This window comes from Bernardetia sp. ABR2-2B, from assembly GCF_037126435.1.
Taxonomy (GTDB): Bacteria; Bacteroidota; Bacteroidia; order Cytophagales; family Bernardetiaceae; genus Bernardetia.
Genome location: NZ_CP147020.1, coordinates 2,812,212 through 2,834,784 on the forward strand (window position 1 = coordinate 2,812,212; position 22,573 = coordinate 2,834,784).

Here is a 22,573-nt window from a genome sequence, read left to right on the forward strand (position 1 = left end):
TTATTTAATTACGAATTGAAAATTACGGATTACGGATTACGGATTAAAAACTACGAATATTCAATTACAAATCAAAAACTAATTCTTATGATTAATAGCAATTAAAATGTAATTGAAGTACATATTCACTTCGTAACTTTTAATCCGTAGTCAATTTTATTCCCCTTGTGCTTCCCAAACTTCAGGGTTAGTAGTATAATTTGTACCTCCTAAGAAATACAAAACAATTACTCTTGAATACCTAAAATAAGCAGGTACAAAAAATATAAAACTTCCTAGAATAGCTGTGAAAAACACCCATAAAGCAGGACGTTCTTTGGTCAGAATGTTTATAGCGACCATAACTGTAATCAAATGAGCCACAGTAAAAGCATAACTCACATACATAGCACTCCACCAAAAACCCATTGTTCGCTCAAATTTTAGGTTACAAACAGAACAATTCCTGTATGTTTTGGCAAAATTGAGACTAAAGGCAGGTTTTTCAAAAACATCTCCCTGTCTGCATCTAGGGCATTTACATTGCAGGATTCCTTGCAATTTTGAACGTTCTTTTTCCATTGCGTTTGTTTTTTTGTTTATTACGATACCAGAAAAAAGCAACTGTTCCGATGAGTATATAAGGCATACATAACAGGTACAAAATCCCTGAATTTAGGCGTGTACTTGCTTCTCCTGCGCCATTATTGTAATTAGTTTCGACGGTTGCTCTACACATAGCACACTGCGCTTCGGCATCTATAATTCCGAATGTGAAAGTAAATGCTATCAAAACAACAAAAGCAAAGAGTAGTTTTGAAAGATTGATATTTGTAAATGAGCTTTTCATAGTGATATATCTTATTTTTATTAATATTATTTTATCTCTCAACTTATTGATACATACAAAGTTCGGTATTTTTTGAAATTTATTTAGTGATAAAAGTCATAATATTTTAAAAACCACCATGTTCTCGTAGTTCTTTTTCTGTATCCCTAATACTTTTAATTACAAGAACAGTAAATAAGGCATCAAGAACGTCTATTACACTCAAAATTATATCGCCAAATGTGGGAATAATAGTTTGCAAGGTTTCAACTTCTCCTCTCATTTCCGTTTTAAAAGAAAAATAATAACCAATGAAGCTTACTAACCAAAAAAACCACCACCAACCGTGGATTCCCCCTTTCAAGTAATGTCTTATTCCATTTCCCTCTGCTGTAAGTTTCATTTTCTGCCATATTTCAGTTATTATATTGTAAGGATAATATAGAGAAATAACAGGTACAAAAAATCCTCCTACTGCCCAACCATCTTTGTGTTGAGTTTCATATCCTATGAGTTGAATATTTTTGTATGCTCTTCTAAACCACATTAAAAAGAAAATAAAAGCTACTATAAAGACTAATAAGTTAATCCCAAGAATAAATTTTTTTATAGATATTAAAAAACTTTCAGTAGAAGGATTACTAATAATATAGACATTCGCTAATAAAACAATTAAAGATAAAAAGAGAATAAAACTATACGCATAAATAGCATAATTTGCTCTATTGATATTATTACGCATCAACTCTTCTTTTGTCTCGCCCAAACTATTATCATCTAATATTTGACTTTCCATTATTTTTTAAATTTCAGAAATTAAGATTTAACATAAAGTTTTATCTAGTAATTGAATCAACAAACTCTTTCACAGTTTTTCCACTTTCTAAATGACGAATAAAAGCTGAACCTATAATAGCTCCGTTAGCATAAGAAGTAGCTTGTTTGAATGATTTTTTATCAGAAATACCAAAGCCAATTTGCGTTGGGTTTTTGAGTTGTAATGACTTTATTTTATTAAAATACTCACTTTGTTTTTCAGATATATTTTGATTATTTGATGCTACGTTTCCTGTTGTGCTATTAGAAGAAACCATATAGACAAAACCATTACTCAACTCATCTATTTTTTTGATACGTTCTTCTGAAGTCTGTGGTGTGATAAGGAAAATAGTATGTAATCCATATTTTTCGAAAACAGATTTATAGGTCAATTCATATTCAAACAATGGTAAATCTGGCAAAATAAGTCCATCAATACCTATCTCTTGACATTTTTTACAAAAATTTTCTATTCCAAACTGCAAAACTGGATTCAAATAACCCATCAAAACAATTGGAGTTTCTTTTATATTTCCTTCTTCATTTCTGATTCCTTCTAATTGCTCAAACATTTTTTTGATACTCATTCCATTATCCAATGCTATTTTATTGCTGTATTGGATAGTTTCTCCATCTGCAATTGGGTCAGAAAAAGGCATTCCAATTTCTATTAAATCTGTTCCTGCATCAGAAAGTTCTGTCAAAATACGACGAGTATCTTCTAGTTTTGGAAAACCTGCTGTAAAATAAATCGTCAGAACTCCATTTGTTTTTTTTTGGAAAAGAGAATCTATACGGTTTCTTGTGGTTGTTTCTATCATATCATTAATTCTAAAAAACCCTAAGAGTCTTCTAAGACCCTTAGGGTTTGGGTTTTATTTCAACACAAATAATTTCAAAATTTAAAATGGCAAATCATCGTCTCCCATTTCTGATGAAGAAGAAGTATCTTCTGTTGGAGGTGGAATATCTCCAGCAAACGGATTATCACCACTTCCACTTTGTGCAGTATCTTGATTCATGTCACTCATCATTGGGTCAGAGTGTTCTATCGAACGAGCTGCCAAACTATTAAACCAGCGAGGTTCGTCTTGAGGCGAACGTTGCCATTTTTTGCCACGAATCCAGCTACTTACTTTTACTTTTTCTCCTTCTTTGAATTTGTCTAACAAATCACAACTATCTTGTGTAAACTGGAAAATAATTTCTTGTGGATAATTTCCCTCTTCTATATTGAGTACAAATTCTCTTAACTGAAAACGCTCTGATTTTACGCTAGTAGGAAATATTTTTATGAGTGTTCCCTCGGTTTCGAATGATGGCATTTTATATTGAGTTTTTGAAGTTCTTAAATTTGAATTTATGCTGTCGTTGGTGGAGACACCAACAACGGCAAGTGAAATGAAATAGTATAGATTATCATTTCATTTGAAATTTAACTGATTACTGGTTACTGATTTTAGAACTGACGCAAGAAACGCATTTCATTTTCGAAGAGCATACGAATATCTGGAATATCATAACGTAGGAGTGCAATTCTTTCTATTCCCATTCCGAAAGCAAAGCCATTGTATTTTTTAGAATCAATATTTACATTTTCCAAAACGTTGGGATGAACCATTCCACAACCCAAAATTTCTAACCAACCTGTTCCTTTCGTAAGACGATAATCAGATTCTGTTTTTGTTCCTAAATAAACATCAACTTCTGCACTTGGTTCTGTAAATGGAAAATACGAAGGACGAACACGAATTTTGGCATGTTGTCCGAAAAACTCTTTTGCAAAATAAAGAAGTGTTTGCTTCAATTGTGCAAAACTAACTCCTTCATTGACATACAAACCTTCAATTTGATGAAACATACAATGCGAACGAGCAGAAATAGTTTCATTACGAAAAACTCTACCAACTGATAGTGTTCTAATTGGTGGTTTTTGATTTTTCATGACACGCACTTGCACAGGCGATGTATGCGTACGAAGTAAAATATCTGGATCTTTTTCGATGAAAAAAGTATCTTGCATTTCTCGTGCAGGATGATTTTCAGGAAAGTTGAGTGCTGTAAAATTATACCAATCCAATTCTATTTCAGGTCCTTCAGAAAGATTGAAACCTATGCGTTCGAAAATCTGAATAATTTCATCACGCACCTGTGAAACGGGATGCAAACTTCCCAAAGTTTCATATGAAGCAGGTAGAGTAATATCTAAATCTGTTCCGGCTGTTGCATCTTGGGCATCTTCGATTTCCTGTTTTTTTGTACGGAACTTTGATTCAGCAGCTTGTTTTAATACGTTTATTTGTTGCCCTAATGTTCTTTTTTCTTCTTTAGGAACAGTCTTAAATTCATCAAAGAGAGTAGAAAGTTTGCTGTTTCGGCTTATAAAATCCAAACGAAATGTTTCTAACTGCTCTACACTTTGTATTTCAAAATTTTCTACTTCTGAAAGTAGTAAATTTACTTTTTCTTGTAACATAAATTTTTATCAATGAATGATTGATGAATAAAGACTATTTTCTATTGAAATGAAGTTGCAATTTCGTTAAAAAAGTGGTTTTGTGCAAATATTGGAATTTGTAAACAGAATTTTCTTACAACTAAATGAGGTAGATTAAAGAAACTAAATCAATCTTGAACTGTACTTATCGATTCAAACATATTTTTGGCAAGACTAGAGAGTGTGCTTTGTTCTTCTTTGAAAACCATCCATTCATACAAAAACTCTTTACCAACAATATGCGCCCCTACTCTACATTTGGCTTGACTAAGCAAAAGTATTCTTTCAAAAAGAGCTACATTTTGATTACTGATACAGAATAGATAGTCAAATTTGGTGGAAATAAATTTTTGCACTGCCACTACATCCATATTTCCACTCCAATCCATTTGTTCTGGATGAACCAAAAAAAATCGATACGAAACTCGTAACTCTTCTTTTATTTTTTTGGTTTGAAATAATATTACTTCTACTTTTTTATTATCTTTTTGAAGCTTTTCTATAATGGGACTGATTTGCTTTGCATCTTCTGCACTTTCTACTTGTAATAAAATACCAAAATGCTTTGCTTCCTCATAAGGCAAAGTTTGGTGTTTGGAAGCCGAAGGTCGAATTTGTCTATTCTTACGACTGACCAAATAATTTTTTATGGGATAAAGTAAATTATTCATTTTTCTATAACGCTGACAAAGGCTGTAAAATTATTATTTTACAAGAAATCACTTGATTATTCGTGGGTTATTCAAGATGATTTTTATAAAAACTAATACCTTAATTTTACAAAATTAGTCATTTTTTGTCTAAGTGAGCAATTAAAAACTATCCAAAATGAATATTCTGTAAAATCTAATAGGGAGAATTTTTTGGGGTTGTTTAGATAATTTATTTGCTCAAATTAAAAGACAAAATTTGAATAAATTTTCTAGCTTCTGGAATGTGTTTATAAACCTGTTCTATATTTTGAGGTATGATATGCTTTGCTAAAGTTCGCTGCAAATATTCTTTATTATAGGCTATTGGAATGCTATCAGTTCCCCAAACTTCTTGTTTTAAATCTGGTTTTGCATTAAAACTTCTGTATTTTTCTTTGTAATTTGGCATTGCTGCACGAACTAAAATTTCGATACAAGGAAATGGAATGAGAGGCAAAATAAGAGGTAGATATTCATAAGTGTAACCTTCTTTAATTCTGTTATCATAAAAATGCTCAATAGCTTTCCACAAAACAGGATATACAAAGTAAAACCATTCTTCAAAATAAGAGTCCGTTTTTTCTAATATAATTTCAGAATCTGCATTAAAGATGAGTATATCTTGATTGGTAAGATACGTTCCTTTTTCATTTGCTAGTTTGAGAAATGCTGTTCCCAAAAACTCATTTATATCCTCTACAAATTGAGTTGTATGTTTATGATGCAAACCATAGCCTTCTTTTTTACAAGTTTGAAAGTAGTTTTGTACGACTTTAATAGTATCTATATTATCAAACCTATAAAATTCTTCTTCTAAACTATTTTCTTTGTGATGTTTTTCAAAAATAGCTTCTATAAGTTTTTTCAAAACATGGAAATCACTATCTCCATCACTAATAATTCCTATCATTTCTGTATAAATTTATTCTGTTGATGAAGGTTTATATTATAATTCTCTTAAAATTCCATTATAAAAAAGTTCGGTAAGTGCATACTTTCGAACGTGTAAAACTCCATCCACTTCCTCAACCGTTCCTTCTTTCAATACACCCAAACGATTTATTTTTTTCAGAGCTTCATTTAGATTAGTAACTTCACTAACATATCCTTTTTTTCTTTTCAAATGAAAAGTATAAACAGAATCCAAATTATCTGAAAACTCACGAATTACAGAAGGACTATGAGAGGTAAGAATAAATTGTGTATTTTTTCCATTATCAGAAATATATTTTAGCCAACCTAAAAACTCTTTAACTTTACTTTGATTGATTCCATTTTCGATTTCTTCTAACATAATAAGAGAAGGCTTTTTTTCTAAGGCACAAATCAACGATACAGCAGTCGCTTTCAAAAGTCCATCTGAAATTGCATCAGCATCAAAATTGATACTATTATGATTTCCTAAATCAAACTGCCAAACTAATTTATCATCTTCTATTTCTACTCCTATTAAACTAGGTTCGAAAGTTCTTATAAAAGCCAAAAATCTACTGTACGAATTTTTCTCATTCTCTTTGATATAAATAATAAGAGCAGCAAATAATTCATTAAAATTAGAAATATCTATTCTATTAGGTTCATTAAATTTTAGTTCTATATTTTTATCAATTTTGCTATGTTCTCTAAGTAGTTGAGGATAGAAATTGAAATAATACATAGTAGCTAATGACTTAATTTTTTCATAAACTTTATGTTTAAATTTAAAATCATTAATTGTCTTGTTGTTGCTATCTTCAATCAATTTGTGCAATTTCAAGGAATAAATATCACATTTTTCATTTTTGAATTTTATTATTTCTTCATCAATTTCTATACTCATTATTTCAGATAATTCTACTAATTGATTCAAACCAATAGTATGAATTATAAGACTATAACTCATTTTTACTTCTTTATCTAAATAAATTAATGTTGTTTCATAACCTAAAATAATATCTTTATCAGAATGCAAACTATGCTTATTGCTCAACAAATTTGTAAAAATGACTTCTTCATTTCTTTTATGAAAATTAGCTCTAACAATTTCCGAAAAAAAACTAATCGCTTTCAAAAGATTAGTTTTTCCAGAGTTATTCGAACCTATCAATAAAGTAAGGTCTTTGAGTTCTATTTCTGTGTCTAAATGTGTCTTGAAATTTTGTACTCTGAATTTGGTAAACATATAAAAATGTAGTCTATGGTATTTTTTATTCTCTATAAACCAAATATAATTTATTTTTCTTAAATTTTTATTTAGATTACTTTTGCTTGTTTTCAAAGTGAGCAATTAAAAACTATCCAAAATAAATATTCTGTAAAATCTAATAGGGAGAATTTTTTGGCGTTGTTTGGGTAGAAGTTAGTTATTCTATTTTATTAATTGCTCATTAATGATTTTGATATTATGGCGAATATCATCAGTTATATTTTGATAATAAATTGGTTCTTCTCCTTTATCAATCTGAAATTGTCGTTTAATTCCTAATATTTCAAATTCAAAAAAATATCCACCTTGGTCATAACAATCTGGACAGCCAAAACCACTTCTAGGATCAAGTATCATAATTAAAGGTACTCGTAATTTATAAAAATCATAATCTTTTATACCCTCTTGATTTATAATTTTTTGACCGAGTATTTCTAGTTTTTCATCTTTGAATCTAAAATCCCAAAAAGATGTTGTATCAACCAAGATAGTTTTATCACTAACTTCATACATTGTAGCGCAATTTCCATCACACATCCCTGCAAAAAAACCAAAAGTAGTTTTATTTGGAGTAACTTCTATTAGTGAAAGTCCAACGATGAAAACAGGAATTATCAATAACTTACCTAGTAATTTCTTCATTATTTAAAAAAATCGTATTCTGTTTTTTCACAAAGATATGTAAATAAAATTGTACTAAGCCGTTGTCGATGTCCTCACCGACAACAGATGAAAAACCTACCCAAAAACCACCTTCTGTTGAGTATCCAACTTAGAAACAGCTTTTGCTTCTAATTCAGTATGTCCCATCAACTGCAAATCAATCTGACGAGCAGCTTCACGCCCTTCTGAAATTGCCCAAACGACAAGCGATTGCCCTCTTCTCATATCTCCTGCTGCAAAAACTTTAGGGTTTTGAGTTTGGTAATTTTGTGCTTGAATATTTCCTTTTTCGTCTAACAAAACACCTAGTTCTTCTAGCATTTCAGCACGTTCTGGATGTAGAAAACCCATCGCCAAAAGCACCAAATCACAGGGAACAATTCTTTCTGTTTTTGGATCTTCTTCAAAACCCATTTTTCCATTTTCTGTTTTCCATTCTATATCGACGAGTTTTACTCCTGTCAGTTCGCCTTTTTCATTGCCTACAAATTCTTTTGTCAGAATAGACCAAGTACGCTCACAGCCTTCTTCATGGGAAGACGAAGTTCGCATCATCATAGGCCAGTTGGGCCAAGGCGTGTTTTCTGCTCGTTCTTTGGGAGGCATTGGCATAAGTTCGATTTGTGTTACTGATTCTGCTTTGTGTCTGTTAGACGTTCCTACACAATCCGAACCTGTATCTCCTCCTCCGATTACGACTACTTTTTTGTTTGTTGCCAAAATTTCGCCTTGTTGATAGCTATTTCCTGCGTGGTCGTAGTTGAGTTTTTTGTTTGCTGTTCGTTTGTTTTGCTGACTCAAAAAATCCATTGCAAAATGTACGCCTTTGAGTTCTCGTCCTTTAATATTCAAATCTCTAGGAACAGTAGAACCACCACAAAGTAAAATAGAATCAAATTCTTCCATCAAACCTTTGACACGAACATTTACACCTACATTCGCATTCGTTTTGAAAATAATACCTTCGGATTTCATTATTTTCAAACGACGGTCTATGATATTTTTTTCTAATTTAAAATCAGGTATTCCATAACGAAGCAATCCACCAATAGCATCAGCACGTTCGAAAACAGTTAGCGTATGTCCTGCTTTGTTGAGTTGTGAAGCTGCTGCAAGTCCTGCTGGTCCTGAACCTACGACAGCTACTTTTTTTCCTGTTCGTACTTCTGGAACTCTTGGTTTTACATAGCCTTTTTCGTATGCTTTTTCTATAATAAATCGCTCAATCGCCTCTATGGCTACGGCAGGTTTATTGATTGCCAAAACACAAGACGATTCACAAGGTGCAGGACAAATCCTTCCTGTAAACTCTGGAAAATTATTTGTAGAAGCGAGTATTTCATAAGCCTGTTCCCAGTTTTTTTGATATACAGCATCATTAAAATCTGGAATAATATTGCCCAAAGGACAACCACTATGGCAAAAAGGAACGCCACAATCCATACAGCGTGAAGACTGTTCGACGGCTTTGTCTTTAGAAAGTGTTTCTTCAACTTCTAAATAATCTTTTACCCTTTCGTTTATATTTCTTTTGGTGGGTATATCTCTAGTAAATTCTATAAATCCTGTTGGTTTTCCCATTTTATTTTTTGTTTAAAAGTCGTCGGTGGAGACACCGACAACGGCTTGTTTTTTTATTCAACTATTGTCAGAGCTATTTCGGATTACCGAAAAACTACTGACAAAGTTTTTTCTGAAAATGTATTTGTATTTATCCTGATTTCATCATAAAAATCATATAAATCACTCGCTAATCAGTTACGGTATTTTCAAAAATTACTCACTCACTACCAGCTCATCATCAAGTTTTTGCAGTAAAGTAATATTTCTATCTAACAAAGCTCGTTTGAAATCAATCGGCATTATTTTGATAAAGTGAGCAATAGAACTTTCCCAATTATTGAGTATTTCTTTAGCAAGTAAAGATTCTGTATAATGAAGATGATTTTCTACGTACATCCTGATAATATTCTCGTCTTCGCTAGTGATCTGCTCTATTTCTACCATTTCGGAATTGAGTTTTTCTTCAAAATTTCCTTTTTTATTCCAAATATAAGCTACTCCTCCACTCATTCCTGCTGCAAAATTTCTACCTGTATCGCCTAGATTAATCACCAAACCACCTGTCATATATTCACAACCGTGGTCGCCGATTCCTTCTACTACCGTTTTTACGCCAGAGTTACGGACTGCAAAACGCTCGCCTGCCATTCCTCTAATATAGGCTTCTCCAGAAGTTGCACCATAAAAAGCAACATTTCCAATTATGCTATTTTCGGCTGGAACAAATTTGGCTTTGTGGTCGGGATAAAAGATAAGTTTTGCACCTGAAAGTCCTTTTCCGACATAATCATTTGCATCGCCTTCTATTTCCATGGTTATTCCTTTTACGGCAAAAGCTGCAAAACTTTGTCCTGCTGTTCCTTTGAATTTTAGATGTAATGTGTTTTGAGGAAGTCCTTGTAAACCGTATTTTTTGGAAATTTCGTGAGAGAGAATAGTACCTACGGCACGGTCAGTATTTTGGATTTTAAAGTCGGCTTTTATAGACTGTGAATTTTCAATAGAAGATTTTACTTTTTCTAAGATTTTCCAGTCCAATACATTATCTATTCCGTGGTCTTGCTCTTCTTGTTTGAATAAGCCAACATCTGAACTTGCAGGAGCTTTGTATAAAATTTTTGATAAATCAAGATTTTGGTGTTTCCAATGGGTAATGTTATCTCGGATTGCTAAACAGTCGCTTTGTCCTATCATTTCGTCGACAGTTCTGAAACCCATTTCTGCCATAATTTCTCGTAGTTCTTCTGCTAAGAATTTAAAAAGATTGACTACATATTCTGGTTTTCCAGTAAATAAAGCTCGTAATTCTTTTCTTTGTGTAGCCACTCCAACAGGACACGTATTGAGATGACATTTTCGCATCATAATACAACCTGTACTTACAAGTGCTGCCGTTGCTACTCCCCATTCTTCTGCACCCAATAAGGCTGCAACAGCTAAATCTTTTCCTGTTCGGATTTGTCCGTCTGCTTGTACAGTTATTCGGCTACGCAATTTATTTTTGACTAATGTTTGATGCGTTTCTGCCACTCCCAACTCCCAAGGAAGTCCTGCATGGCGAATCGAACTAAGTGGAGAAGCACCAGTTCCACCATCATGACCAGAAATAAGAACGACATCAGCATGAGCTTTTGCAACTCCAGCAGCAATAGTTCCGACACCTGCTTCTGAAACTAATTTTACATTAATTCTTGCATGACGATTTGCATTTTTCAAATCAAAAATCAGTTGTGCCAAATCTTCAATCGAATAAATATCGTGATGAGGAGGAGGAGAAATCAACCCAACCCCTGGTGTAGAATAACGCACTTTTGCAATCCAATCATCCACTTTATGCCCTGGTAATTGCCCACCTTCTCCTGGCTTTGCGCCTTGTGCCATTTTGATTTGAATTTCAGTAGCATTACTCAAATAATAGCTATTTACACCAAAACGACCAGAGGCAACTTGCTTAATAGATGAGTTCATGGAATCGCCATTTTCTAAAGTTTCATAGCGTTTTGTATCTTCTCCACCTTCTCCACTATTACTTTTTCCTCCTATTCGGTTCATTGCAATAGCAAGTGTTGTGTGCGCTTCCCAAGAAATCGAACCAAAAGACATTGCACCTGTCGCAAATCGCTTGAAGATGTTTTCAGCAGGTTCTACTTCTTCTATCGGAATTGGTTTTGATGGTTTAAATTTGAGCATTCCACGCAATGTCATTGCTTTTTCGGTTTGCTCATCTATTAAGCGAGTATATTTTTTGAATAATTGATAATCTTCTCTTTTGGTTGATTGTTGAAGTAAATGAATGGTTTGAGGATTAAAAATGTGTTCTTCGCCTCGTTGTTTCCATTGATAAATTCCTCCTCCTTCTAGGCGTAATTTGTTTTTTGTTATTTGATTTTTGGTAGGGTAAACAATTTGATGACGAATAAGAACTTCTCTAGCAATATCATCTAGTTTTAGTCCTCCAACTCTTGAAACCGTACCAGCAAAGTATTTATCAATTACTTCCTTATCAATTCCAAGAGCTTCGAATATTTGCGCTCCTTGATACGATTGCAGCGTCGAAATTCCCATTTTGGCAAAAATCTTTAATAATTCTTTTCCTACTGCTTTGATGTAATTTCTTTGTAATTCTTCGGTTATTAGCTCTGTATTTATTCGCTCTTTTCTTTTTAGGTAATCAATGGTTTCCAATGCCAAATACGGATTGATGCCAGAAGCTCCAAAACCAATCAAAGTAGCAAAATGATGAGACTCCCAAGCATCAGCCGTTTCTGCAATCAGTCCAATATTATCACGAAGACCTTTATTGATAAGATGATGATGAACTGCTGACATAGCAAGTAAAGACGGAATTTGAGCGTGATTGCTGTCCGAAGTTCTGTCTGAAAGAATAATAATCGAAAAACCATCTTCGACGGCATCTTCGGCATAATTACAGATTCGTTCCAAACCTCGTTCTAATCTTCCTGCTTTTGCATCGGCTTTGAAATAGGTAAAAATTGTTTTGGTTTGAAAACCTTTGTGGTCAAGATGTCTGATTTTCTCTAAATCTTTGTTGTTTAATATTGGTTGATGGAGTTCTAGCGTATGACAATGTTTTGGGGTTTCGGAAAGTAAATTTTGTTTTGGTCCTACAAAGGAAATCAAAGACATGACACTTCGCTCTCTGATAGAATCAATCGGTGGGTTGGTTACTTGTGCAAATAATTGTTTGAAGTAATTGGATAAATGCTGACTTTGCTCCGATAATACTGCCAATGGCGTATCCAAACCCATAGAACCTAATGAACCTTTGGCTGAAGTTGCCATAGCTCCAATAATGTATTTCAAATCTTCGGTAGTATAGCCTGCTTCTACTTGCCTTCTGACAAGATTTTTATTTCTCAAAGGAACAAACCTACTTGCAGGTTTAACGATTTCCTTTAGCTTGATTTTATTTTCTTTGAGCCAATCTCCATACGGTTGTTGAGCGCAAATTTTGGCTTTTACTTCTTCATCACTCAAAATTTTTCCCTGTTCCATATCTACAATAAACATTCTCCCCGGTTGTAAACGTCCTTTTGAGATAATCGTAGATTGGTCAATATCCAAAACACCTGCTTCTGATGCCATAATTACTCGGTCATCATCAGTTACCCAATACCTTGACGGACGCAAACCGTTACGGTCTAAAGTTGCGCCTACAATTTTTCCATCAGTAAAAGTAATAGAAGCAGGACCATCCCAAGGTGCCATTAATGAAGCGTGATATTCGTAAAACTTCTTACGCATCTTTTCCATTTGCTCATTTCCGTCCCAAGCCTCTGGAATAAGCATCATCATGACATGAGGAAGCGAACGACCACTCAACACTAACATTTCGATAACATTATCTAAATTGGCAGAATCAGATTGCGACGAGCCACAAATAGGACGCAGCATATCTAACTCTTCTTTCGTAAAATATTCGGATTCAAACTCCGTTTCTGAAGCTTGAAACCAATTTACATTTCCTTTTACGGTATTTATTTCGCCATTGTGAGCGATGTATCTAAAAGGCTGCGCTAGTTTCCAAGAGGGAAAAGTATTTGTAGAAAAACGAGAGTGAATTACTGCCAATGCCGAAACGACATTTTCGTGGTGCAAATCCGAAAAATAAGGGCGAACTTGTCCAGTCGTGAGTTGTCCTTTATAAATAATGGTTTTGTAAGAAAGGGAAGCAAAATAAAAATTACTATCTACTCCCTGCACACTTTCATTGATGACTCTAGTGGCATAATTGCGTAAGACAAAGAGTTTTCTCTCAAAGTGAAGTGGGTCGGAGGCTGGAGTAGGTAATTTTATAAAAACTTGTTCGATAAATGGCTCTACATTCAAAGCACTTTCTCCTATTCCTTCATTATTGGTGGGAACTTTTCGATAACCGATAAGCTCAAAACCAAGCTGTTTTATTTTTCGGTCAAGAATGGTTCGGCATTCTTCTTTTAGCTCGGTATCTTGTGGAAAAAATACCATTCCTACGCCGTATTCGCCATAGGGAGGCAAAGTAAAACCTAATTTTGTGCATTCATCTAAAAAAAACTCGTGAGGCATTTGTATCAAAATACCTGCTCCATCTCCTGTATTTTCTTCGCAGCCACATGCTCCTCGGTGTTCCATGCGTGTGAGCATCTTGATGGCATCTTCTATAATTTGGTGTGATTTGCGTCCTTTTATGTTGGCGACAAATCCAATTCCACAAGCATCGTGTTCAAAACTAGGGTCGTATAGTCCTTCTGTATTCAATTTTTTATATTTTTAATTCATTCTGTATATCTAATTTAGTGTGTTTTTATGTTTTGTGTGTTTTTATTGCATTTTTGACAAAAAACAAAAGTTTTTATTGAAAATACTTATGAATTTAGTGAATTATTTTGAATTTGGCAAGAATTATTTTTTTAGTTTTAGTAGAAGTTTTATAAATTATACTCGTGTTGTTGATAACCTTTTTTGAAAAATAGTTGGATATTGGTTTGAATTATCGATAGTTATTTTGTGTATATTTGAAAATATTATTTTAATGCATTTAGTTATCAAATAAGCATGAAAAAAACAGACTATATAAAAGTCCTTTTTATTTACTTAATATTTTTTGTTCAAAGTAGTGTTGCACTTTCACAAACAACTGGCGACATAATTACACTCAAAGGGTATTTTATTGTGAGCAGTTTCGATACAACTTTTAAGAGTGGTTGCGACTTAAATATTAAAAATACAACATCAATTACAGGTGATAGTATGATTTGTGGTGATGGCAATTTTTATAAAAACATTTCTGTTATCAAGTATGTTAAGCCAAAAAATTTAGATTTGAAGCAAATAGACAAGTTTAGTTACCAAATAAAACTTCAAAAAAACGAACACTATATTTATCTATCAATAGATCCATTTATACTTTCAGAAGCAGATAAAGGCGATTCTTCAATTATTAAAAATGTTGATTTACTTAATGCAGTAAAACAAAACCAAATTACAGCAGACCAAATCCAAAAAGAGATAGAAAGGCTGAAAATTGACTTTAAAAAGAAAAAGCATTGTGATATTTTAATGGAAATATCTGTTAAGGTATTAGTATTACCAAAGCGAAAAAAGCCTATAACATTTAACGATCCTTGTGGACTTGATCAATACCTCATTTTATTTGATAAAAAAAATAAAATTAAAGCTTTAAAAGTAATTGATGACTCTTTTTAGGTAGTAATTCTTTTTGGTCTATATCATAGCTTTCTCTCGTTTTAATGATTATTACCCCAATAATAATTGACTTATTAACTCAATTTCGATAACATATAATGTATAGCTTTTTGTTACAGTAAAAGGCATTTTGGATATTAAAAAATACAATCAAAAAAATATTGATAGTCTAAAACAAAATTAGTTTTATATAATTTTTTTGTCCTTACTTTACATAAGTGAATATTTACTCTATATACTATCGTTTAGTTATATAAAACACAAAACATTTATCCACCTAAACAACTGATTTAAAGCAATTTATACGGAAAAAATAATTTTATAAGAAGTAATATGGGTAAAATTGTAATTTTCTTTTAAAAAGTTTAACAAATCAATTACTAATTTAGGGCTTTAAATAAATGTATTTTATTTATTTTGGCTTCTTAAAAAATATGTACTCAAGAACTTTAAATCAACTATGAAAGATATACAATGTAATAGAGATAAGAGGCTAGTGATGCTGACTAGCTTTTTTTTTAGCGTTTGTTTTTTCTTCTTCTCACAACAAACAATTGCTCAAAATACAACAGAATGGTCGCTTGACTCTTGTATTTCGTATGCCTTACGTCAGAATATTCAGCTCAAAATCAATGAATTGGGTATTGAAAACTCTGAATTGGCATTAAAACAATCAAAAGATGATAGATTGCCGAATGCAAACGCTTCTATTTCCCATAATTACAACTGGGGACGTTCGATTGACCCTTTTTCGAATAGTTTTGTTAATCAACTTATTCGAACTAATAACTTATCTCTAAATTCTTCTGTTACTCTCTATAATGGTTCTCGTCTAAATAATACAATTGCACAAAATGAACTACAAGTAGAAGCTGATAAGCTCAATTATGGACAGGCTCAGAATGATTTGATGCTCAATATTGCCAGTAATTACTTACAAGTTGTTTTGAATAAAGAAATTGCAGCCAATGCTCGTCGTCAGAAAACAAGTACACAAGCGCAATATGACCGAACACAGCAACTTGTAGAAGCAGGTGTTTTGCCTAGAGCAAATCTATATGATTTGGAAGCTCAACTGGCAGCTGACCAGCAACAAATAATTTTGGGAGAGAATAATCTGATGCTTGCAAAACTTCAACTTCGTCAGTTGATGCAGCTCTCTCCTACTGAAGATTTTGATATTGTTACTCCACAAGTAGATGACCCTTCGGCTATTTTAGATTCAAAAAATCCATATCAAATTTATCAAATTGCAGAAACAACACAGCCTAATATAAAAGGAGCAGATGTAAATATAGAAGTAGCAGAAAAAGGAATTGACATTGCCGAAGCAGGAAGACTACCTACGCTTTCCCTAGTAGGTGGAGCAGGTGCAAACTATACAAGTAGTCAAAAAGAACGGTTTGATGTTACAGACCAAACTATTGTAGGTTTAGATACACTGGGTTACATTGCAAATGGAGCAGGAATACCGACTGATTATGTAGTTCGTCCTGATGTAGCTTTAGGAAAAGAAAATTTTGGTTTTTTCAATCAACTTAACGAATCTTTTAGATATAGTGTAGGCTTGAGATTAGATATTCCTATTTTTAATCGTTTTCAAGTAGATAACAATGTTCAGAGAGCAAAAATTCAGACTCAGAATGCACAATTAAATTCTAAACTTATCCGTACGCAGCTTTATCAAACTATCGAACAGGCATATATTTCAGCTCGTGCAGCAAAGGCATCTTTTGAAGCAAGTAAGCAGCGAGTAAAAGCTTTAGAAGAAACTGTCCGTGTAATGGAGAAACGATTAGAAGCAGGTGCAGCCAACAGCACAGAATATACAGTTGTTAAAAATAATCTTTCGGTAGCACAAGCTGATTTGCTTAGAGCTAAGTACGAATTTATTTTTAGAATAAAAGTATTAGAGTTTTATGAGGGAGAAGAGTTGAAGTTTTAAAATTAGGGTTTTCTTATACAGAATATTTCAAAGTGTCATTATTGGTGTTGCTTCTGCTAAAATACCAATAATGACTTTTTTTTATACTTCAAAGGCAAACGAACCATTCCCTTTTCTATTTTTACTTTGAATTATAATGCTTTCGAATTACAAGAAGATAAAAACCTATAAGGATTTTAGAATCCTTATAGGTTTCAAAAAATAATACTATCTACTCAAATACAAATTACGTTCATTATAAATTTCTTTAAAGAAAGGGTCTTTTAAGTGATGAATAAAATAAATTGCTTCTCCAGTAGATTTCATTTCAGGTCCTAATTCTTTGTTTACATTAGGGAATTTATCAAAGGAGAAAACAGGAATTTTGATAGCATAACCGTTTTGTTGTGGCTCAAAATTAAAATCTTTTACCTTCTTGTGGTCTAGCATTACCCACGTAGCATATTTGATATACGGTTCTTGGTAGGCTTTACAGATAAAAGGAACAGTTCGTGATGCTCGTGGATTGGCTTCGATGATATAAACAATTCCATCTTTTATGGCAAACTGAATATTAATAACCCCTTTTGTTTTGAGGGCAATGGCAATTTTTTTGGTGTGGTCATGAATCTGTTTCATGATATTTTCGTCCAAATCAAAAGGAGGCAAAACGGCATACGAATCGCCCGAATGAATCCCAGCAGGCTCAATATGCTCCATTACACCAATAATATAAACATCTTCAGTATCACAAATTGCATCAGCTTCGGCTTCGATTGCACCATCTAGAAACTCATCTATCAAAATGGTTTGTTGTCCCAAATCTTTAAAAATATTGATGATGTGTTCTTCTAATTCTTGCTCGTTGATGACAATTTTCATACGCTGTCCACCCAAAACATACGACGGACGAACTAGCAAAGGAAATTCCATTTCAGCAGCCTTTTCTATCGCTTCTTCTGCCGTTTTGATGGCGTGGTACTTTGGATAAGGAATATCATTTTCTTTCAATAAATCGGAAAAGCGTCCTCTATCTTCTGCCAAATCTAGTGCTTCATAGCTTGTACCTAAAATTGGAATGCCATAACGTTCTAGTTTTTCAGCAAGTTTTAAAGCTGTTTGTCCTCCTAATTGAACAATTACGCCCTCTGGTTTTTCATTCAGAATTATATCATAAATATGTTCCCAAAAAACAGGCTCAAAATAGAGTTTGTCAGCAATATCAAAATCTGTCGAAACTGTTTCTGGGTTACAGTTTATCATAATGGTTTCGTAACCTGCTTCTTTTGCAGCCAAAACACCATGAACACACGAATAATCAAACTCAATTCCTTGTCCGATACGATTTGGTCCTGAACCCAAAACGACTACTTTTTTCTTATCACTTTTGATAGATTCATTTTCTGTTTCGAAAGTAGAATAATAATAAGGCGTTTGTGCTTCAAATTCGGCTGAACATGTATCCACCATTTTCCAAACACGATTTATTCCTAAGTCTGTTCTTTTGGTATGAATTTCACTTTCCAAACAACCTATTAAGTGAGCAATCTGACGGTCTGCCAGTCCTTTTTTCTTTGCTTTTAATAACAACTCATAAGGAAGAGTAGCCAGTTTATACTTCTGAATTTCGTTTTCAAGCTCTACAATTTGTTCAATTTGATGCAAAAACCATTTATCAATTCTTGTCAAATCAAAAATACGTTTCATTGGTATTCCTAACTTAAAGGCATCATAAATTCTGAAAAGTCTATCCCACGAAGGAACTTTTAGTTTTTGGTGGATTTCATCTTGATTTCTGACTTCTTTTCCATCTGCTCCTAATCCATTTCTACGAATTTCTAACGACTGACAGGCTTTTTGTAATGCTTCTTGGAAGTTGCGCCCAATTCCCATAGCTTCTCCTACTGATTTCATTTGGAAACCCAAACGAGAATCTGAACCTTGGAATTTATCAAAATTCCAACGAGGAACTTTTACGATTACATAATCAATGGCAGGTTCGAAAAATGCAGAAGTTGTTCCTGTAATGGCGTTATCTAATTCGTCAAGGTTGTAACCAATAGCAAGTTTTGCAGCAATTTTGGCGATTGGATAACCTGTTGCCTTCGAAGCAAGTGCAGACGAACGAGAAACACGAGGGTTTATTTCAATAGCAATAATATCGTCGTTTTCTGGATTGACAGCAAACTGTACATTACAACCACCTGCAAAATTTCCGATGCCGTTCATCATCTTGATTGCCAAACTACGCATTTCTTGATAAACTGTATCAGGAAGCGTCATTGCTGGTGCAACCGTAATGGAATCTCCAGTATGCACACCCATTGGGTCGAAGTTTTCTATCGAACAAATGATGATTACATTTCCTGCCGAATCTCTCAAAAGTTCTAACTCAAATTCTTTCCAACCAATTACACATTGTTCTATCAAAACTTCATGAATAGGCGAAGTATGCAAACCTCTTGAAAGGCAGCTATCAAATTCTTCTTTGTCATAAACAACACTTCCACCTGTTCCACCTAAAGTAAAAGAAGGACGAATTACTAAAGGAAAACCAATCTGTTGAGCTATTTTTTTTCCTTGTAAAAATGATTTTGCTGTTTGTCCTGTCGCAACTCCTACATCCATAGCTTCCATACAGGCTTTGAACTTATCTCTGTCTTCTGTCGTATCAATGGCTTCAAAATCTACACCGATGACATCAACGTTGTATTTTTCCCAAAGTCCAATATCATTACATTTTATAGATAAATTTAATGCCGTCTGACCTCCCATAGTAGGCAAAACGGCATCAATTTCTTGTTCTCGTAAAATAGTTTCTATTGAATCTGGTGTGAGTGGCAACAGATAGACGTGGTCTGCATTAATAGGGTCGGTCATTATCGTTGCAGGATTGGAATTGATGAGCGATACTTTTATTCCTTCTTCACGAAGCGAACGAGCAGCTTGAGAACCTGCATAATCAAACTCACAGGCTTGTCCGATGACAATAGGGCCACTTCCGATGATGAGAATATGGCGAATGGAATTGTTTTTTGGCATGAGAACAGATGTTTTGTTTCCTTTTAAATAGTTGTATCTATAAATTGCACAAAGGTAATAGACTTTCTGGTTTTTGAAAAATGAAATTTGGATAAAATAAGAGCTACTTGCTATTTTTATAATTAGAACTAGATTACAGATTCCAAAATGCTTTTGGTTTTATATAAAAAACTGTATCTATAAAGTATAAAAATCCTTGATTAGTCAATACATTTTAATCGTGTAAGTCTTCTAAAATAATACCTAATTTTGGATGGTAATAATCGTGATTTTTAGTATTTATAAATCCATTACCTGTTAAAAACTTTTGCACGTCTTCTAAGTTGTTTATCGTATCTGCTTTCACAAAATTCTGTTGTACTACTGCATAAAAGGATTCTTTTTTTGAATAAAAGCCTAAAAACTGGTAAGCTGTGTCAGCAAAGAAGTAATTATGTAAAAGTAGATTATGAAAATAATCTTCCCACGAAGCATAATAAACACCATCGTTGAGCTTGATTACTTTTTTGCTGTCTTTTATATAAACTTTTTGCTCTGCACCACTCGCTATAAATTTTTCTTCTTCCAATTCCTCAATTAGTAAGTTATTGTTTTTAGCAAAAGAAGTTAATCTTTTGACTTCTTCTTGTTTGTTTTGGTGTTTTTCTTCAGCCATTGGACTTGTTCTTTGGCTTGTTCTAAGGTAACTGGCGATTGTTTGGATAAGTGCATCATAGCTATGGCTGCTCTTTCCTGAAAGGAGATTTTGGAGTTCATATTTTGTTTGTTTTAAGGTCATAATTTTTTACAAATTAACTTATAAGGTCTGCATCAAGTGTTATTCTTTCTGTTAAGCATTTCATTATTTTTAATTTGATAGTATTTTTGATAAAACGATTGTTTGATTTATAAGGTTGTAAAGGAAATTTTAGTTCTGTTTTTATTGTAGAAAATAGACGATATTTATTATTGCAACTAATTTAACAAAAATATGATTTTAATAAATGAACTCATTGATTTTTATTCTCATAAATATAGAAATCAACAAATGAGGAGAATAGAAACTGTTTTGAAAAAAAGAGGTATTGATAAATATGTCATTTATAGATGTATGAATGTATTTGATGAATTTGTTTATGCAATTTCGGCATCTCGTTATCAATTAGAAATTACAGAAAGCAAAATCATATTTGAATTTCTTGGTAGTGAATTTCAAAATCCTATTCTACTAGATTTTACAAAACAATTAGAATTTCATTCGAATAATATTTACAAACTATCGAATACAGAAAAAGGTATTTGTTTTCAGCCCACTTTTGAGGACTATCTTACAAAAGAAGAGCGAAAGAAAATAAAGAAGAACATTAAGAAAATAAAAATTCAAAAGAGAAGTAGAGAAAATATATTTTTTATGGGAGATTGTCTTTGTGCTGGAGAGTGTGTGGTAAGGTGTAGTACAAAAGCTATATTTTCACGACTTGTAGTAAAAAAACACACAAGGTTTTATTTGTCTTTTACTAAAAATAATATTCCAACTTTAAAAATTGAACTAAGCACACTATGAACTACACAAAAGGAAATATCCTAGAATCAAGTACAGAAGTAATCATCAATCCTGTCAATACAGTTGGAGTAATGGGAAAAGGTCTTGCTTTAGCATTCAAAAAAGAGTTTCCTCATAATTACAAAATCTATAAGGAGGCTTGTAAAAATAAAACTATCGATATTGGAAAATTGCTTTTGGTTGATGAATCTAATTTGGAGAGAAAGAAATTTATCATAAATTTTCCTACCAAAAAACATTGGCGCAATCCTTCCAAAATAGAATACATTGAAGAAGGATTAAAAGACTTAGTTCAAATTTTGAAAAATAATAATTTTGAAAGTATGGCTATTCCTGCTTTGGGTTGTGGCTTGGGAGGTTTGGAATGGGAAGATGTAAGGTTATTACTTGAGAATCATTTGGGGAACTTGGAAGAAATTGAAATTGTGATTTATGAGCCTAAATAATTTCTTTAGTTCAAAATTATATTTCCTAGAATCAATTTTCTTTCAGAATCATCTCAAAGCTCACAATTCCTCCATCAATTACTGCTTTTTCTAAACTTCCATTCTTATAAAAAAAGAAACTTTCTTTTCCTCTTGAATTTACCTTCTTGTATTTATGATTTCCCAAATGAGTAATCGTATTAAAATCTCCTTCTTGTTCTGAATAGCAACGCTTAATATTTACAGGTTCTTCGAAATACATAATGATAGTAGAATATCGGACTATTTCTTTAAAGGTATTTTCAAGTTTTCCATCTTTGGTAACTTGATACTCGTTATTTTTTCGCTTTGTGTCAGCTTGTGCGTGATTATTTCCATTATAGTTTATATCCACGTGTGCTGTTTGAAGTATCTCATTATCAAATAAAACATCATATTCATAATTTATATCAAAGGTTTTGATAAATTTTATTTGTATGTCCGTTGAGCTATGGTAGTAGGTTTTAGAACCTATTTTTTCTTGTGTTGCATACAAAGTTCCTACTGATTTGTCTCTCCAAATCATATCATAGGAAAGCTCTTTTTGAGGTGGATTAGAAACGTTGAATTGGCAAATAATAAAGCTGAAGAGAAATAAATATGACATGCTATTTTTTTTATAAATCTTATTTACAAATATAACTCTTCTAAAACAGCTCTATTATAT

At 32.8% G+C, this 22,573-nt stretch carries 19 protein-coding genes; 4 read left to right on the forward strand and 15 right to left on the reverse strand.

The window, feature by feature from the left end; genetic code table 11:
- Positions 1 to 156: 156 nt before the first annotated feature.
- The 12 genes from WAF17_RS12015 to gltB form a co-directional block, all read right to left on the reverse strand.
- The gene (locus tag WAF17_RS12015) at positions 157 to 561 is read right to left on the reverse strand and encodes a DUF983 domain-containing protein (protein WP_338759616.1); all 405 of its coding nucleotides are present in this window, start codon (positions 559 to 561) and stop codon (positions 157 to 159) included.
- Positions 518 to 829 (reverse strand): hypothetical protein, encoded by a 312-nt coding sequence (locus tag WAF17_RS12020; protein ID WP_338759619.1) that lies wholly within the window; start codon positions 827 to 829, stop codon positions 518 to 520. Before WAF17_RS12020 ends, WAF17_RS12015 begins: the two co-directional genes overlap by 44 nt.
- 106 nt (positions 830 to 935) lie before the next feature.
- Positions 936 to 1,604 carry a DUF4328 domain-containing protein gene (locus WAF17_RS12025; protein ID WP_338759623.1) on the reverse strand — a complete coding sequence of 223 codons (669 nt, stop codon included), beginning with the start codon at positions 1,602 to 1,604 and terminating at the stop codon, positions 936 to 938.
- A gap of 40 nt (positions 1,605 to 1,644) precedes the next feature.
- Positions 1,645 to 2,448 carry a tryptophan synthase subunit alpha gene (gene trpA / locus WAF17_RS12030; RefSeq protein WP_338759626.1) on the reverse strand — a complete coding sequence of 268 codons (804 nt, stop codon included), beginning with the start codon at positions 2,446 to 2,448 and terminating at the stop codon, positions 1,645 to 1,647.
- A gap of 81 nt (positions 2,449 to 2,529) precedes the next feature.
- Positions 2,530 to 2,952 (reverse strand): DUF3127 domain-containing protein, encoded by a 423-nt coding sequence (locus WAF17_RS12035; RefSeq protein ID WP_338759629.1) that lies wholly within the window; start codon positions 2,950 to 2,952, stop codon positions 2,530 to 2,532.
- Positions 2,953 to 3,086: 134 nt separating this feature from the next.
- The gene (gene pheS, locus WAF17_RS12040) at positions 3,087 to 4,103 is read right to left on the reverse strand and encodes a phenylalanine--tRNA ligase subunit alpha (RefSeq protein WP_338759632.1); all 1,017 of its coding nucleotides are present in this window, start codon (positions 4,101 to 4,103) and stop codon (positions 3,087 to 3,089) included.
- Positions 4,104 to 4,252: 149 nt separating this feature from the next.
- Positions 4,253 to 4,795 (reverse strand): hypothetical protein, encoded by a 543-nt coding sequence (locus tag WAF17_RS12045; RefSeq protein WP_338759635.1) that lies wholly within the window; start codon positions 4,793 to 4,795, stop codon positions 4,253 to 4,255.
- Positions 4,796 to 5,006: 211 nt separating this feature from the next.
- Positions 5,007 to 5,726: a hypothetical protein gene (locus WAF17_RS12050; RefSeq protein WP_338759637.1), complete on the reverse strand. Its 720-nt coding sequence runs from the start codon at positions 5,724 to 5,726 to the stop codon at positions 5,007 to 5,009.
- A gap of 36 nt (positions 5,727 to 5,762) precedes the next feature.
- Positions 5,763 to 6,977: an AAA family ATPase gene (locus tag WAF17_RS12055; protein WP_338759640.1), complete on the reverse strand. Its 1,215-nt coding sequence runs from the start codon at positions 6,975 to 6,977 to the stop codon at positions 5,763 to 5,765.
- A 186-nt stretch (positions 6,978 to 7,163) separates the two neighbouring features.
- Positions 7,164 to 7,643, reverse strand: coding sequence for a hypothetical protein (locus WAF17_RS12060; RefSeq protein ID WP_338759643.1), 480 nt, complete (start codon positions 7,641 to 7,643; stop codon positions 7,164 to 7,166).
- A 96-nt stretch (positions 7,644 to 7,739) separates the two neighbouring features.
- Positions 7,740 to 9,245, reverse strand: a complete 1,506-nt coding sequence (locus WAF17_RS12065) for a glutamate synthase subunit beta (RefSeq protein WP_338759645.1) — start codon at positions 9,243 to 9,245, stop codon at positions 7,740 to 7,742.
- Between the two features lie 195 nt (positions 9,246 to 9,440).
- Positions 9,441 to 13,985, reverse strand: a complete 4,545-nt coding sequence (gltB, locus tag WAF17_RS12070) for a glutamate synthase large subunit (protein ID WP_338759648.1) — start codon at positions 13,983 to 13,985, stop codon at positions 9,441 to 9,443.
- A gap of 297 nt (positions 13,986 to 14,282) precedes the next feature.
- Here gltB and WAF17_RS12075 point away from each other — a divergent pair, with 297 nt between their 5' ends.
- Both WAF17_RS12075 and WAF17_RS12080 read left to right on the forward strand, forming a co-directional pair.
- Positions 14,283 to 14,933 carry a hypothetical protein gene (locus tag WAF17_RS12075; RefSeq protein WP_338759651.1) on the forward strand — a complete coding sequence of 217 codons (651 nt, stop codon included), beginning with the start codon at positions 14,283 to 14,285 and terminating at the stop codon, positions 14,931 to 14,933.
- A 460-nt stretch (positions 14,934 to 15,393) separates the two neighbouring features.
- A complete protein-coding gene (locus tag WAF17_RS12080; protein WP_338759654.1) occupies positions 15,394 to 16,878 on the forward strand; it encodes a TolC family protein in 1,485 nt (494 codons plus the stop codon).
- A 207-nt stretch (positions 16,879 to 17,085) separates the two neighbouring features.
- On the opposite strand, the gene carB is transcribed toward WAF17_RS12080, so the two are convergent.
- Together carB and WAF17_RS12090 are read right to left on the reverse strand one after the other, a co-directional pair.
- Positions 17,086 to 19,899 carry a carbamoyl-phosphate synthase large subunit gene (gene carB, locus WAF17_RS12085; RefSeq protein WP_338759657.1) on the reverse strand — a complete coding sequence of 938 codons (2,814 nt, stop codon included), beginning with the start codon at positions 19,897 to 19,899 and terminating at the stop codon, positions 17,086 to 17,088.
- A gap of 214 nt (positions 19,900 to 20,113) precedes the next feature.
- Positions 20,114 to 20,677 (reverse strand): hypothetical protein, encoded by a 564-nt coding sequence (locus WAF17_RS12090; RefSeq protein WP_338759661.1) that lies wholly within the window; start codon positions 20,675 to 20,677, stop codon positions 20,114 to 20,116.
- Between the two features lie 192 nt (positions 20,678 to 20,869).
- On the opposite strand from WAF17_RS12090, the gene WAF17_RS12095 reads away from it, so the two are divergent.
- Positions 20,870 to 21,442 (forward strand): hypothetical protein, encoded by a 573-nt coding sequence (locus WAF17_RS12095; protein WP_338759663.1) that lies wholly within the window; start codon positions 20,870 to 20,872, stop codon positions 21,440 to 21,442.
- Complete coding sequence (locus WAF17_RS12100; RefSeq protein ID WP_338759666.1) at positions 21,439 to 21,888, forward strand: macro domain-containing protein; 450 nt, start codon at positions 21,439 to 21,441, stop codon at positions 21,886 to 21,888. Before WAF17_RS12095 ends, WAF17_RS12100 begins: the two co-directional genes overlap by 4 nt.
- 31 nt (positions 21,889 to 21,919) lie before the next feature.
- Here the strand turns inward: WAF17_RS12100 and WAF17_RS12105 are convergent, their stop codons facing one another.
- On the reverse strand, positions 21,920 to 22,513 hold the full coding sequence (locus WAF17_RS12105) for a DUF6134 family protein (protein WP_338759669.1): 594 nt from the start codon (positions 22,511 to 22,513) through the stop codon (positions 21,920 to 21,922).
- Positions 22,514 to 22,573 lie beyond the last annotated feature (60 nt).

Excerpts from the sequence above, each read along its gene's own strand:
- WAF17_RS12015 (WP_338759616.1), bottom strand. The coding sequence starts at position 561 with ATGGAAAAAGAACGTTCAAAATTGCAAGGAATCCTGCAATGTAAATGC.
- WAF17_RS12020 (WP_338759619.1), bottom strand. The coding sequence starts at position 829 with ATGAAAAGCTCATTTACAAATATCAATCTTTCAAAACTACTCTTTGCT.
- WAF17_RS12025 (WP_338759623.1), bottom strand. The coding sequence starts at position 1,604 with ATGGAAAGTCAAATATTAGATGATAATAGTTTGGGCGAGACAAAAGAA.
- trpA (WP_338759626.1), bottom strand. The coding sequence starts at position 2,448 with ATGATAGAAACAACCACAAGAAACCGTATAGATTCTCTTTTCCAAAAA.
- WAF17_RS12035 (WP_338759629.1), bottom strand. The coding sequence starts at position 2,952 with ATGCCATCATTCGAAACCGAGGGAACACTCATAAAAATATTTCCTACT.
- pheS (WP_338759632.1), bottom strand. The coding sequence starts at position 4,103 with ATGTTACAAGAAAAAGTAAATTTACTACTTTCAGAAGTAGAAAATTTT.
- WAF17_RS12045 (WP_338759635.1), bottom strand. The coding sequence starts at position 4,795 with ATGAATAATTTACTTTATCCCATAAAAAATTATTTGGTCAGTCGTAAG.
- WAF17_RS12050 (WP_338759637.1), bottom strand. The coding sequence starts at position 5,726 with ATGATAGGAATTATTAGTGATGGAGATAGTGATTTCCATGTTTTGAAA.
- WAF17_RS12055 (WP_338759640.1), bottom strand. The coding sequence starts at position 6,977 with ATGTTTACCAAATTCAGAGTACAAAATTTCAAGACACATTTAGACACA.
- WAF17_RS12060 (WP_338759643.1), bottom strand. The coding sequence starts at position 7,643 with ATGAAGAAATTACTAGGTAAGTTATTGATAATTCCTGTTTTCATCGTT.
- WAF17_RS12065 (WP_338759645.1), bottom strand. The coding sequence starts at position 9,245 with ATGGGAAAACCAACAGGATTTATAGAATTTACTAGAGATATACCCACC.
- WAF17_RS12075 (WP_338759651.1), top strand. The coding sequence starts at position 14,283 with ATGAAAAAAACAGACTATATAAAAGTCCTTTTTATTTACTTAATATTT.
- WAF17_RS12080 (WP_338759654.1), top strand. The coding sequence starts at position 15,394 with ATGAAAGATATACAATGTAATAGAGATAAGAGGCTAGTGATGCTGACT.
- carB (WP_338759657.1), bottom strand. The coding sequence starts at position 19,899 with ATGCCAAAAAACAATTCCATTCGCCATATTCTCATCATCGGAAGTGGC.
- WAF17_RS12090 (WP_338759661.1), bottom strand. The coding sequence starts at position 20,677 with ATGACCTTAAAACAAACAAAATATGAACTCCAAAATCTCCTTTCAGGA.
- WAF17_RS12095 (WP_338759663.1), top strand. The coding sequence starts at position 20,870 with ATGATTTTAATAAATGAACTCATTGATTTTTATTCTCATAAATATAGA.
- WAF17_RS12100 (WP_338759666.1), top strand. The coding sequence starts at position 21,439 with ATGAACTACACAAAAGGAAATATCCTAGAATCAAGTACAGAAGTAATC.
- WAF17_RS12105 (WP_338759669.1), bottom strand. The coding sequence starts at position 22,513 with ATGTCATATTTATTTCTCTTCAGCTTTATTATTTGCCAATTCAACGTT.